This is a genomic window from Pseudarthrobacter sp. SORGH_AS 212, from assembly GCF_030818145.1.
Classification (GTDB): Bacteria; Actinomycetota; Actinomycetes; order Actinomycetales; family Micrococcaceae; genus Arthrobacter.
The window spans coordinates 294,665-307,565 of record NZ_JAUTAA010000001.1 but is presented as its reverse complement, the minus strand read 5'-3'; the positions used below and the strand labels follow the sequence as shown (position 1 = coordinate 307,565).

Sequence of the window (12,901 nt, the reverse complement as noted above, 5' to 3'; positions counted from 1 at the left end):
GGGAGCGTACGACAAGGAGGATCCAGGTGAGTCCTAAAGGTGAAGCAGGCGGGCTGAAGCAGCCCACGGCCGGTGCCGCCGTGCCCGTAAGCGGTGCCCAGGGCCTCCTCTTTACCGAAGACCTCCCTGTCCTCGACGAGGACGCCGGCTACCGCGGTCCCACCGCGTGCAAGGCGGCCGGGATCACCTACCGGCAGCTCGATTACTGGGCCCGGACCGGCCTCGTGGAGCCGGCCGTACGCGGCGCGGCAGGGTCCGGCTCGCAGCGCCTCTACGGCTTCCGCGACATCCTTGTCCTCAAGGTGGTCAAGCGTCTCCTTGATACCGGGGTCTCGCTCCAGCAGATCCGCACCGCTGTAGAGCACCTGCGCGAACGCGGCGTGGAGGATCTCGCCCAGATCACCCTGATGAGCGACGGCGCCAGTGTTTATGAATGCACCTCGGCCGACGAAGTTATCGACCTCGTCCAGGGCGGCCAGGGCGTCTTCGGCATTGCAGTGGGCCGTGTATGGCGCGAGGTGGAGGGCAGCCTGGCATCACTGCCGAGCGAACACGCCGCCGAACAGACGTTCCCTGACGACGAGCTCAGCAAGCGGCGGGCTGCACGCAAGATCAGCTGACCCGCAACCCTTAACGAACAGGGGCCGCACTCCTCCCGGAGGAGTGCGGCCCCTGTTCGTTAAGGGTTCGTCTCTAGCGTGCGCGGCTTCGGAGGCCGCTGCCCGCAGCCATCAGGTTGGCCAGCAGCTCATCGAACAGGGCGGCAGCGGACTTGGCGGAGTCGCCGGGCCAGTGGTGCACCGGATGCGCAGCACCCTGGATCTGCTGCCAGTTGGCCTGCTCCGGGATCCGCGGACTCAGCAGCAGCTCGCCAAACATCGACTCCATCTCGGCCAGCCGGTAGGTGTGCTCGGAGGAGCCGGTCCGCACCCGGTTGGCGACGATTCCGGCCGGTGACAGGTTGGGCGCGAACTCCTGCTTGAAGAGCTGAATGGCACGCATGGTGCGCTCCGTTCCGGCCACCGAGAAGAGCCCGGGTTCGGCCACGAGTGCCACCTTGTCGCTGGCGGACCACGCCATCCGGGTGAGGCCATTCAGCGACGGCGGGCAGTCGATCAGCACCAGCTGGTAGTTGCCTGCGCCGGCCAGGACCGCGGTGAGCCGGCGAAGGTCACGGCGGCCAAGGTCCGGACGGTCGTAAATCCCCGTATAGGCGGAGCCGACGGCGACATCCAGGACCGCGGGGCTGGAACCGTTTGAGTGGGCGCGGGAGCTCCAATTGCTCCGCACCACGTTCTCGGCGAGTCTGGCACGTCGGGGGCTCTTGAGCATCCGTCCGATATCAAGCTGCTCGCCGGGCTGCACGCCCAGGGCAGTGGTTGCGTCCGCGTGGGGATCGAGGTCCACCACAAGGGTCCGGATTCCCGCGGCCAGCGCCGCAGACGCCAATCCTGTGGTGACGGAAGTCTTGCCGACTCCACCCTTAAGGCTGCTGATGCTGACTACTTGCACTTGAGAGACCAAAACCTAACGCCGGATGCCGTGTTGGGGGTAGTGTTTGCTCCGGCGGAACCGAAGCCGGACGGTCCTGCCGCCCTACTCATCATATGTGGATGCCGCGCTGAATCCTGCTTTATGGGTGCCCGGCATGGCACTGGCGGTGCAAGCGGGGCTGATCAGGACGGCCCGGCCCAAACCGATCAGGACATGACGGGGAAATCTGTGATGGCTGACACAAAGATTTGTGTTTGTCCTTGTGGGTCCTAGACACTGTGACCACTCACCGATCCACCCGCAATGATGCAGGAGAAGTATGTTTTCCAAAGTTCTGGTGGCCAACCGCGGCGAAATCGCGATCAGGGCCTTCCGCGCCGGCTACGAGCTGGGCGCCAAGACCGTTGCCGTCTTTCCCAATGAGGACCGAAACTCGATCCACCGGCAGAAAGCGGACGAGGCGTACCTGATTGGCGAGGAAGGGCATCCCGTCCGGGCATACCTGGACGTCGCCGAGGTGGTGCGGGTTGCCAAAGAGGCCGGCGCCGACGCCATCTACCCCGGGTACGGGCTTCCTCTCGGAAAACCCGGACCTCGCACGCGCGGCCAAGGAAGCCGGCATCACGTTCGTGGGTCCGCCGGCCGAAGTCCTGGAACTCGCCGGAAACAAGGTGGCAGCACTGAAGGCGGCCCGCGCGGCCGGCGTACCGGTGCTGAAGTCCAGCGAGCCGTCCAAGGACCTGGATGAACTGCTTGCCGCCGCTGATGAGATTGGCTTCCCCATCTTCGCGAAGGCAGTGGCCGGCGGCGGAGGCCGTGGCATGCGGCGGGTGGACACCCGGGAAGACCTTCCCGAGGCCCTGAAATCAGCGATGCGCGAGGCGGACGCGGCCTTCGGCGACCCCACCATGTTCCTGGAACAGGCCGTCCTGCGCCCCCGGCACATCGAGGTGCAGATTCTCGCTGACGCCGAGGGCAACGTGATGCACCTCTTCGAACGGGACTGTTCCATCCAGCGGCGGCACCAGAAGGTCATCGAAATCGCGCCCGCCCCTAACCTGGACGAAAACATCCGCCAGGCCCTGTACCGTGATGCGGTCAAGTTTGCGCAGGCCCTGAACTACGTCAATGCGGGCACGGTTGAATTCCTGGTCGACACCGAAGGCGAGCGGGCAGGCCAGCACGTCTTCATCGAAATGAACCCGCGCATCCAGGTGGAGCACACGGTCACCGAGGAAGTCACGGACGTGGACCTGGTCCAGGCCCAGATGCGGATCGCCTCCGGCGAAACCCTCGCTGACCTTGGGCTCTCACAGGAGACCGTCCACCTCAAGGGTGCTGCCCTGCAGAGCCGCATCACCACCGAGGACCCGGCCAACGGCTTCCGGCCCGATGTTGGAAAGATCACGGGCTACCGCTCCGCAGGCGGCGCAGGCGTACGGCTCGACGGCGGAACCGTCTACTCCGGCGCCGAGATCAGCCCGCACTTCGACTCCTTGCTGGTGAAGCTCACCTGCCGGGGCCGGGACTATCCCGCCGCCGTGGCCCGCGCCCGCCGCGCCCTCGCAGAGTTCCGGATCCGCGGCGTGTCCACCAATATCCCCTTCCTGCAGGCCGTGCTGGACGACCCCGATTTCATCGCAGGCGACGTCGCCACCAACTTCATCGACCAGCGCCCGCAACTGCTCAAGGCGCGGGTGTCCGCAGACCGCGGCACCAAGCTGCTGACCTGGCTGGCCGATGTTACCGTCAACAAGCCGAACGGTGAACTGACCGTCCACTCGAACCCGGCCGACAAGCTTCCGTCCGTCAAGGGCCAGGAGGCAGCGCCGGGTTCCCGCCAGAAACTGCGTGAACTGGGACCGGAAGGTTTCGCCAAGGCCTTGCGGGGGCAGACCGCCGTGGCCGTCACCGACACCACCTTCCGCGACGCCCACCAGTCGCTGCTCGCCACCCGGGTCCGCACCCGCGACCTTGTGGCTGCCGGACCGGCAGTCAGCGCCCTGACGCCGGAGCTGCTGTCCGTTGAAGCCTGGGGCGGGGCCACCTACGACGTCGCCCTCCGATTCCTCGGCGAAGACCCCTGGGACCGGCTCGCAGCACTGCGGGAAGCCCTGCCGAACATCTGCATCCAGATGCTGCTCCGCGGCCGCAACACCGTGGGCTACACCCCTTACCCTGAGGAAGTCACCGAGGCCTTCGTCAATGAGGCTGCGGCCACCGGCATCGACATCTTCCGGATCTTCGACGCCCTGAACGACGTCAGCCAGATGGCCCCCGCCATCCGGGCCGTCCGCGCCACCGGTACCGCTGTCGCGGAAGTGGCACTCTGCTACACCGGCGATCTGCTGGATCCGGCGGAAAAGCTGTACACGCTGGACTACTACCTGGCACTGGCTCAAAAAATCGTTGATGCCGGCGCCCACATCCTGGCTATCAAGGACATGGCCGGCCTGCTTCGCCCGGCTGCGGCCGCCAAACTTGTGGCCGCACTCCGCGAACGCTTCGACCTGCCCGTACACCTGCACACCCACGACACCGCGGGCGGCCAGCTGGCAACCCTGCTGGCTGCCGTGGACGCCGGTGTGGACGCCGTGGACGTGGCTTCAGCCTCCCTGGCCGGCACTACCAGCCAGGTGTCGGCCTCGGCCCTGGTGGCGGCGCTGGCCCACACGCCGCGTGACACCGGTCTGAGCCTTGACGCCGTCAGTTCCCTGGAACCGTACTGGGAGGCCGTCCGCAGGGTGTACGCACCGTTCGAGTCGGGCCTGCCCGGTCCCACCGGCCGGGTCTACAAGCACGAGATCCCCGGCGGCCAGCTTTCCAACCTCCGCCAGCAGGCCATGGCACTGGGCCTGGGGGAGCGGTTCGAAGCCATCGAGGACATGTACACGGCCGCTGACCGGATCCTGGGCCACTTGGTAAAGGTGACGCCCTCATCCAAGGTGGTGGGTGATCTCGCCCTGCACCTGGTGGGCCTCAACGCCGATCCCGCGGACTTCAACGAGAACCCGCAGAACTACGACATCCCCGACTCCGTCATCGGATTCCTTTCCGGCGAACTCGGGGACCCTCCCGGAGGGTGGCCGGAGCCCTTCCGCACCAAGGCCCTCCAGGGACGCAGCATTAAGGTCCGCGACGTCGAGCTCAGCGCCGAGGACAGCGCCGCGCTCAAGTCCGACTCCAAGACCCGCCAGCACACCCTGAACCGGCTGCTGTTCGCCGGCCCCACCAAGGACTACCTGAAGAGTGTCGAGACCTTCGGCAACATCTCTGTCCTGGACACGCGCGACTACCTGTACGGGCTGCAGCAGGGCACCGAGCACGAGATCACGCTGGAGCGCGGCGTCCGGCTGATTGCTTCACTCGAAGCAGTCTCGGAACCGGACGAGAAGGGCATGCGCACCGTGATGTGCACCCTCAACGGCCAGTCCCGGCCCGTGGTGGTGCGGGACCGGTCAGTGGTCAGCAACGTCAAGGCTGCCGAGAAGGCGGATCCGGCGCAGCAGGGCCACGTCGCCGCGCCGTTCGCCGGGGCCGTCACTGTCACCGTGAAGGCGGGAGACACGGTGAACGCCGGCGATACCGTGGCCACTATCGAGGCGATGAAGATGGAAGCTTCCATTACGACGCCGGTGGGCGGCAAGGTGTCCAGGCTGGCCATCTCCGCGGTGGAGCAGGTTCAGGGCGGAGACCTGCTCCTGGTTGTGGAGCAGTAGCCCGGTCCAGCACGTAAGGCAATGAAAAGGTCCTCCCGGCAGCAGCCGGGAGGACCTTTTCGTCATGAGTGCAGCAGTGCTTGGGTCAGGAGCGGGGTGCCGAGTACATCTCCTCGATAATGGTCTCGAAATCCTTCATCACCTGTGCCCGCTTTACCTTCATGGACGGCGTCAAATGTCCGGACGCCTCGGTGAAGTCGGCCGGAACGATCCGGAACGACTTGATGGCCTCGGCCTGGGACACAGACCCGTTGGCGGCGGTGATCAGGTCCTGCACCGCTGCCTTGACCACAGGGTTCTCTGCTGCCTCCTCCAGCGAGGTGCCGGCTGGAAGCCCGTGCCGCTGGAGCCAGCCCGGCAGCGCCTCCTGGTCAAGGGTGACCAGGGCGCCGATGAACGGGCGGTTGTCACCCACTACGAGGACCTGCGAGACCAGGGCGTCGGCCCGGATCTGGTCTTCCAGCAGGGCGGGGATCACGTTCTTGCCGCCGGCCGTTACGATGATCTCCTTCTTGCGGCCGGTGATCCAAACAAAGCCGTCCTCGTCGAGCCGGCCGATGTCTCCGGTACGGAACCAGCCGTCGTCGAACGTGTCCGCGGTGAGGTCGTCGCGCTTGTAGTAGCCGCGCATCACGCAGACGCCCTGGGTGAGGATTTCACCGTCTTCGGCGATCTTTACGGCGTTACCGGGCAGCGGCTTGCCCACGGACCCTATCTTGATCCGGGACGGGGTGTTGACCGAGATGGGGGCAGTGGTTTCGGTCAGGCCGTACCCCTCGAGTACCTGCATGCCGATGCCCTGGAAGAAGTGGCCCAGGCGTTCGCCGAGCGGGCCGCCGCCGGACACGGCGTGGGCCACATGGCCGCCCATCGCTGCGCGCAGCTTGCCGTACACCAGCTTGTCGAACAGCGCATGGCGGAGCTTGAGGCCCAGCCCGACGCGGCCTTCCTGGCGTGCTTTCGAGTACGCGATGGCGGTATCGGCGGCCCGGTGGAAGATGGCGCCCTTGCCGCCGTCCTCCGCCTTGGTCATGGCCGAGTTGTAGACCTTTTCGAAAACCCGTGGCACGGCCAGGATGAAGGTGGGCTCGTAGCTCTGCAGGTCCGCGAGCAGGTTTTTGATGTCCGGCGTGTGCGCCACAGTGGTCCCGGCAGCCATGGCAAGGACGGAGATGAACCGTGCGAAGACATGTGCCAGTGGAAGGAACATGATGGTCTTGGCGTCCTCGTGGACGATTTCGCCGATGATGGCCAGGGCGTTGTCCGAGAGCTCCACGAAGTTCCCGTGCGTCAGCTCGCAACCCTTGGGCCGCCCGGTGGTGCCGGATGTGTAGATGATGGTGGCCGTATCGGCGAGGACGGCAGTGCTCCGCCGTGACTCGAGCTCGTCATCGCTGACGCCACGCCCGGCCTCGCGGAGGGCATCCAGGCCGTCGCCTTCCAGCTGCCAGACGTGCATCAAGTCGGTGAGGCCTTCGGCGTTGACGGCCTGCAGGATGATGTTTTCGTGGTGTGCGGATTCGCCGAATGCGGCGACGGCCCCGGAATCACCAAGGTTCCAGGCCACCTGGGAAGGGGACGAGGTCTCATAGATTGGAACCGAGATGGCGCCCGCAAACCAAATGGCGAAGTCCACCAGGGACCATTCGTAGCGGGTCCGGGACATGATTCCCACGCGGTCGCCGGCACCCACGCCACTGGCCATCAGACCCTTAGCCAAGGCGTTAACGTCAGCCAGGAAATCGGTGGCGGAGACGTTCTGCCAGGAGCCGGATGCGTCAAGGCGGGAAAACAGTGCCGGGTTGCTGGCCTTTTTGGCCTGCCGCAGCAGCAGGTCGGTGATGTTGGTCTCCGGTGGAACAACAACAAGGGGCGGAACACTGAATTGGCGCACTATAGCTCCTTTGATATCCGTCGTCCCGCAGGGGGCATGTAACAAGCCTAGTATGCCGCCGCAGGACAGTGCTGTATCTAAAGTTACTGGCCAGTAACTTAGCCGTCAATGCGGCAGCGGCGGGTCCGGAGCCAGCGTGCCCCGGCTCCGGAGGCCCGGCCGCGAGCCTAGAATTGGGGACTATGTACGCACCGCCCTCCGGCGACCAGGCCGGCCACCTCCGTCGATCCGCGCCGTGGAAGCGGCGGTCCGCCCCGTACCGTGCCACATCAGGGCAGGGAAAAGGTTCCCGGGGGCGGGCGCGCCTGGGCCGCAGGGGATTGGCGATCGGCATCGACATCGGCGGCACCAAGGTGGCTGCAGGTGTGGTGGACGAGGAAGGCCGGATCCTCAGCGAAGCCCGCCGCACCACGCCCGGCACTGATCCCCGGGCTGTGGAACGGGTCATCGTGGAACTGGTCGAAGAGCTCGGCAGCGGGCGGCGGATCCGGTCGGTGGGCATCGGGGCTGCGGGCTGGATGGACCTCGACGGCGGCACTGTCCTTTTCAGTCCCCACCTCGCCTGGCGGAACGAGCCCCTGCGCGCCAACCTCCAGCAGCTCCTGCGGCGCCCGGTGCTGCTGGCCAACGACGCCGACGCCGCCGCGTGGGCCGAGTGGCGGTTCGGCGCCGGGCAAGGGGAAAGCCGCCTGGTATGCATCACCCTTGGCACCGGAATCGGTGGGGCCATGGTGATGGACGGCCGGGTGGAACGCGGCCGCTTCGGCGTGGCCGGTGAGTTCGGCCACCAGGTCATCATGCCCGGCGGTCACCGCTGCGAATGCGGCAACCGCGGCTGCTGGGAACAATATGCCTCCGGCAACGCCCTCGGCCGGGAAGCGAGGATCCTTGCCAGCAGCAACTCGCCCATGGCCCAGGACCTTCTGGCTGCGGTCGGTGGCCGCGCAGAGACCATTACCGGAGCCATCGTCACCGAACTCGCCCTCGCCGGGGATACGGCATCGCGCGAACTGATCGAAGAGGTGGGGGAGTGGCTCGGCCTGGGGCTTGCCAACCTGGCGGCCGCCCTCGACCCGGGACTGTTCGTCATCGGCGGAGGCCTGTGTTCAGCAGGCGATCTCCTCGTGGAGCCCGCCAGGAAGGCATTTGCCAGGAACCTGACGGGCCGTGGCTTCCGGCCGGCCGCCGGTATCCAGTTGGCCCACCTTGGACCCAACGCCGGCCTGATCGGTGCCGCCGACCTCTCCCGCGTGAGCGGCAGGGTCCGCAGCTGACTGCTCAGACCCGGGCGCCGTCGTCGTCCTCGTCCTTCTCCTGCGGAAGCTTCATGATGAGGTACACCGTGCCGGCAACAAATGCAGCAACGATGCCCCAAATGGCCAGCACGGGCGCCGATCGCCAGAACATCGTGGACAGCAGCAGCGCGATGGGCCCGCCGACTGCGGCCAGCCAGGCCAGCATTGTCATGGGGTCTGTCCCGGAAAGGCTGGGCGGCTCACCGGGCACGAAGTCGCCTCCGTCATCCTCAACGCCGTAGTCGCGCGGGCCGGCCGGCGGCGCCTCCGACATGTCGTCATCGCGCGGCTCTCCGCGTTGGCTGTCCAGGCGCTCGGCGGCCGAACGTTCCATGGGTGCGGCACCGGACAGATTGAGGGGATCAAAGTCACGGAAGGACGCCGGCCCGGGCGGCTTGGCAACAGAACCCGGCACGTTGCGCTCCGGCGGAGGAGTGTCCGCCTCCAGCCGTGCCACCAGGTCGAGCCAGACGGCGTCGTCCTGGTTGGCGCCCTGGTCCGCGGATCCGGAATCAGGCCTGTTCATCGCCGGCCTCCCCGGAGCCCGCGGGAGCCGCCACGCCGGGTGCCAGCGCAGCAAGCGTTGCCCGGATGAAGTCCACCGAACCCTGGAATATCTGTTCGGCATCGTTGTCCATGGTGGCCACGTGGTAGCTGTTCTCCAGCCGGACCAGGTCCAGGGGTGCATGGGTCAAGCCGCGGCGCAGGACGGAAATGCTGGAGTCCGACACCACATGGTCCACGGCGGACCGATAGACCTGCACCGGTGCCGTGATGCGGGGGAGCAGCCGGGCGGTGTCCTTGAACATTTTGTTCAGTTCGTGTGCTGCGGCGACGGGAGTGCGGGGATATGCGCCTTCATCGATACCCGCCTTCAGGATGTCGTTGGCGATGGCAGGGGTGCTCTTCATGACCAGCTTCAGGATGCCTGCCAACGGAGCGCGCGGGTCATCAATCACCAGCCCGGGGTTGACCAGGACCACGCCGGCCACCGGCCGCGTGGCAGCGACCCGCAGCGCAAGTGCCCCGCCCATACTCAGCCCGGCAGCGAAAACATGGTCGCATTCGGCGTCGAGTTCAAGGAACGCATCATCCAAGGCGCCGTGCCATTGTTGCCACCGCGTGCGCGACAGTTCCTGCCAGCTCGTGCCATGGCCCGGCAGGAGCGGCATCCGCACCGCGAAGCCGGCCCCGGCAAGCGCCTGCGCCCAGCCGCGCAGGCTGTGCGGGCTGCCTGTGAACCCATGCGACAGCACTACGCCTGCCCGTGGCCCCGAGCCGCTGGTGGCACTGCTAAAGGGACTGTGGTCCGGGCCGGCAGTCATGGGGTCTCCGAAGGGCTGGATTGGCGGGCATGGTCGCGGAAGAACCCGCTTGATCGGGTGAAGATTTCCGGCGCGTCAACGTCCAGCGTAGCCACGTGGCCACTGCCCGCAAGTTCAATCACCTCTGTCACCCTGTCGCGCAGCCGTGCCCTCAGCAGTTCCAGGGAGGTGGGCGGTACCACCTCATCGGTCACGGATTTGAAGACCTGCACCGGTGCCGTGACCGCAGGCAGTTCCCGAAGTGTTGCGTTGAACAGCTTCTTGAGTTCGTGCACTGCCGCCAGGGGTGTCCGCGAGTAGTCGCCGTCTTCCGTGGCGGGCGCCGTCGAATGTTCCTCCGGAACGGGAATGGTGGTGCGCTGGAAGAACTTCAGCAGCCCGATCACCCGGACGCGCCGGTCATAGAAACTCAGGCCGGGGTTGACGATGCTCACGCCGGCCGTCTTATGCCGGGCGGCGGTGAGCAGGGCCACCGCACCGCCCATGGACAGGCCCGCCACAAAACAGGTGGATGTCTTGGCGGAAAGATCGAGGTAGGCTGCCTCGAAACTGCCGAACCAATCGCGCCACCCCGTCTGGGCGAGTTGCCGCCAGTCCGTTCCGTGGCCGGGCAGCAGGGGGACGGTTACCGCATAGCCTTGGGCGGCGAGATGCTCCGCCCACGGCAGCACGCTGAGCGGGCTGCCCGTGAAGCCGTGGCAAATGGCGATGCCGATGTCCGCATTGGGGCCATGGCCGGGATAACTGAACGCGGCGGGGCGGGGCGGTGTGCTGCTTTCAGTCATGCCTACATCGTGTCACTGTTCCGGATAAATCTCACTAGAGTAGGGTTGCATCTGAACTGCTGAAACAGGCCCGGAGCGGAGCCTGGGGCCGACCTTCCGAGAGGTTCACCGCGTGTTTTATTGGGTCATGAAGAGGATTTTCCTCGGTCCTGTTCTGAAGCTTCTTTTCCGCCCCTGGGTCAAGGGCCTGGACAACATTCCGGCCGAGGGCGCCGCGATCATCGCCTCAAACCACCTCTCGTTTTCCGACTCGATCTTCATGCCACTGATGGTCCGCCGCCCGGTGGTCTTCCTGGCCAAGTCGGAATACTTCACCGGCACCGGAATCAAGGGCCGCCTGACCGCGCTCTTTTTCCGGCTCACCAACCAGTTGCCCATGGACAGGTCCGGCGGCGCAGCTTCTGCGGCCTCCCTCAGTGCCGGCATGGACGTGCTGACCAACGGCGGCCTGCTGGGGATCTATCCGGAAGGGACCAGGAGCCCCGATGCCAAGCTGTACCGGGGCAAGGTGGGTGTTGCCAGGCTGGCCCTCGAGGCCGGGGTCCCCGTTATCCCCGTGGCGATGATCGGCACGGACAAGGTGCAGCCCATCGGAAAACGGCTCCCCAACATCCGGCGGATTGGGATGATTTTCGGTGAACCGCTCGACTTCAGCAGTTACCAGGACCAGGCCGGGGACCGTGGCACCCAGCGGACGGTGGCGGACCGCATCATGCTGGAACTGCAGCGGCTGTCGGGGCAGGAATACGTGGACGAATACGCTGCCGTGGTGAAGCTGCGCCTCGCCGGCGAGCCTGCCGCCTCAGCGGAGCCACTGGAGTCGCCGCCGGCTGGCGGAGACTCCGGCGGGGAGCCGGCGGCACACTGATCGGGTGCCCGGAGGATGCGTGTCCCGGCGCCGCCCATCCGTTGTGACGCAGGGGCCGGGAACCGTGACGGCACGGTGTCCAGCCGACCTGCGCGGACGCTAGTCTTAGATGGTGACTCAGCTATCTGCAAACCCCGCCTTTCCGCTGTCCGGCAACTCCCAAAGCGGCGCCGCCACCTATCCCGGACTTGACGACTGGCGCGGGCTGCCCATCTCGCAGCAGCCCAGCTGGCAGGACAGGGACGTGTTCGATGCCTCCGTGAAGGAGCTTTCGGTGCTTCCGCCGCTGGTGTTCGCCGGCGAAGTGGACGTACTCCGGGAGCGCTTGGCCGCCGCAGCGCAAGGCAAGGCGTTCCTCCTACAGGGCGGCGACTGCGCGGAGACCTTCGAGGCAGCCACGGCAGACAAGATCAGCGCCCGGGTGAAGACCATCCTCCAGATGGCGGTGGTGCTGACCTACGGCGCGGCCATGCCAGTGATCAAGATGGGCCGGATGGCAGGACAGTTCGCCAAGCCCCGCTCCTCCAACGACGAGACCCGGGACGGCGTGACCCTGCCGGCCTACCGGGGCGACATCGTCAACGGATATGAATTCACCCCCGAGTCCCGCGGCCACGACGCGTCCCGGATGCTGCGGGCCTACCACACGTCCGCGTCCACCCTGAACCTCATCCGGGCCTTCACGCAGGGCGGTTTCGCCGATCTCCGGTCCGTCCACCAGTGGAACAAGGGCTTCACCGAGAACCCGGCGCACGCCCGCTACGAATCCCTGGCGCGCGACATCGACCGCGCCATTAAGTTCATGGACTCCTGCGGCGCGGACTTCGAGGCACTCAAGCGGGTGGAGTTCTTCGCCAGCCACGAAGCGCTGCTGCTCGACTACGAACGCGCACTGACCCGGATCGACTCGCGGACGGGCTTCCCCTACGACACATCGGCCCACTTCCTGTGGATCGGGGAGCGGACCCGCGAACTCGACCACGCCCACGTCGACTTCCTGTCGCGGGTGCGCAACCCCATCGGCGTGAAACTCGGCCCGTCCACCACCGGCGACGACGCCCTGCGGCTCATCGACAAGCTGGACCCGGAACGCGAACCGGGCCGCCTGACCTTCATCACCCGCATGGGAGCCGGCAACATCCGTGAAAAGCTGCCCGCCGTCGTCGAAAAGGTCACGGCGTCCGGCGCTCAGGTCCTGTGGGTCACCGACCCCATGCACGGCAACACGGTCACCTCACCGAACGGGTACAAGACCCGCAACTTCGACGATGTCATCGACGAGGTGCGCGGCTTCTTCGAGGTGCACCACGCCCTGGGCACGGTACCGGGCGGCCTGCACGCCGAGATGACCGGTGACGACGTTGCGGAGTGCCTGGGCGGCGCGGACCCGATCGACCAGGACGCGTTCCTGGACCGCTACGAGTCTGTCTGCGATCCCCGCCTGAACCACATGCAGTCACTCGAAATGGCCTTCCTGGTGGCCGGGGCACTCGCCAAAAACTGACTGGAAACCCCGTGGGC

9 protein-coding genes and 1 pseudogene are annotated in these 12,901 nt (G+C 66.4%); 5 read left to right on the top strand and 5 right to left on the bottom strand.

Features of this window, described 5'->3' with window-relative positions:
• The first annotated feature begins 26 nt into the window (after positions 1-26).
• Positions 27-620, top strand: a complete 594-nt coding sequence (locus QE394_RS01340) for a MerR family transcriptional regulator (RefSeq protein WP_045732426.1) — start codon at positions 27-29, stop codon at positions 618-620.
• 73 nt (positions 621-693) lie between these two features.
• On the opposite strand, the gene QE394_RS01335 is transcribed toward QE394_RS01340, so the two are convergent.
• Positions 694-1,512 carry a ParA family protein gene (locus QE394_RS01335; RefSeq protein WP_349033557.1) on the bottom strand — a complete coding sequence of 273 codons (819 nt, stop codon included), beginning with the start codon at positions 1,510-1,512 and terminating at the stop codon, positions 694-696.
• Between the two features lie 301 nt (positions 1,513-1,813).
• On the opposite strand from QE394_RS01335, the pseudogene QE394_RS01330 reads away from it, so the two are divergent.
• Positions 1,814-5,213, top strand: a pseudogene (locus tag QE394_RS01330) (pyruvate carboxylase).
• 85 nt (positions 5,214-5,298) lie between these two features.
• Here the strand turns inward: QE394_RS01330 and QE394_RS01325 are convergent.
• On the bottom strand, positions 5,299-7,107 hold the full coding sequence (locus QE394_RS01325) for an AMP-dependent synthetase/ligase (protein ID WP_349033556.1): 1,809 nt from the start codon (positions 7,105-7,107) through the stop codon (positions 5,299-5,301).
• Positions 7,108-7,289: 182 nt separating this feature from the next.
• Between QE394_RS01325 and QE394_RS01320 the strand changes: the two genes are divergently transcribed.
• The gene (locus QE394_RS01320; RefSeq protein WP_056077603.1) at positions 7,290-8,381 is read left to right on the top strand and encodes an ROK family glucokinase; all 1,092 of its coding nucleotides are present in this window, start codon (positions 7,290-7,292) and stop codon (positions 8,379-8,381) included.
• 4 nt (positions 8,382-8,385) lie between these two features.
• On the opposite strand, the gene QE394_RS01315 is transcribed toward QE394_RS01320, so the two are convergent.
• The 3 genes from QE394_RS01315 to QE394_RS01305 are packed head-to-tail and all read right to left on the bottom strand — an operon-like array spanning position 8,386 to position 10,512.
• Entirely contained in the window at positions 8,386-8,928 is a 543-nt protein-coding gene (locus tag QE394_RS01315; RefSeq protein WP_056077600.1) for a hypothetical protein, read from the bottom strand.
• On the bottom strand, positions 8,915-9,727 hold the full coding sequence (locus tag QE394_RS01310; RefSeq protein WP_056077597.1) for an alpha/beta fold hydrolase: 813 nt from the start codon (positions 9,725-9,727) through the stop codon (positions 8,915-8,917). The genes QE394_RS01315 and QE394_RS01310 overlap by 14 nt, the downstream gene beginning before the upstream one ends.
• Entirely contained in the window at positions 9,724-10,512 is a 789-nt protein-coding gene (locus QE394_RS01305) for an alpha/beta fold hydrolase (RefSeq protein WP_056077594.1), read from the bottom strand. Before QE394_RS01305 ends, QE394_RS01310 begins: the two co-directional genes overlap by 4 nt.
• Positions 10,513-10,624: 112 nt before the next feature.
• On the opposite strand from QE394_RS01305, the gene QE394_RS01300 reads away from it, so the two are divergent.
• Both QE394_RS01300 and QE394_RS01295 read left to right on the top strand, forming a co-directional pair.
• Entirely contained in the window at positions 10,625-11,380 is a 756-nt protein-coding gene (locus QE394_RS01300) for a lysophospholipid acyltransferase family protein (protein WP_349033555.1), read from the top strand.
• A gap of 109 nt (positions 11,381-11,489) precedes the next feature.
• Positions 11,490-12,884, top strand: a complete 1,395-nt coding sequence (locus QE394_RS01295; protein ID WP_056077589.1) for a 3-deoxy-7-phosphoheptulonate synthase class II — start codon at positions 11,490-11,492, stop codon at positions 12,882-12,884.
• Positions 12,885-12,901: the final 17 nt, after the last annotated feature.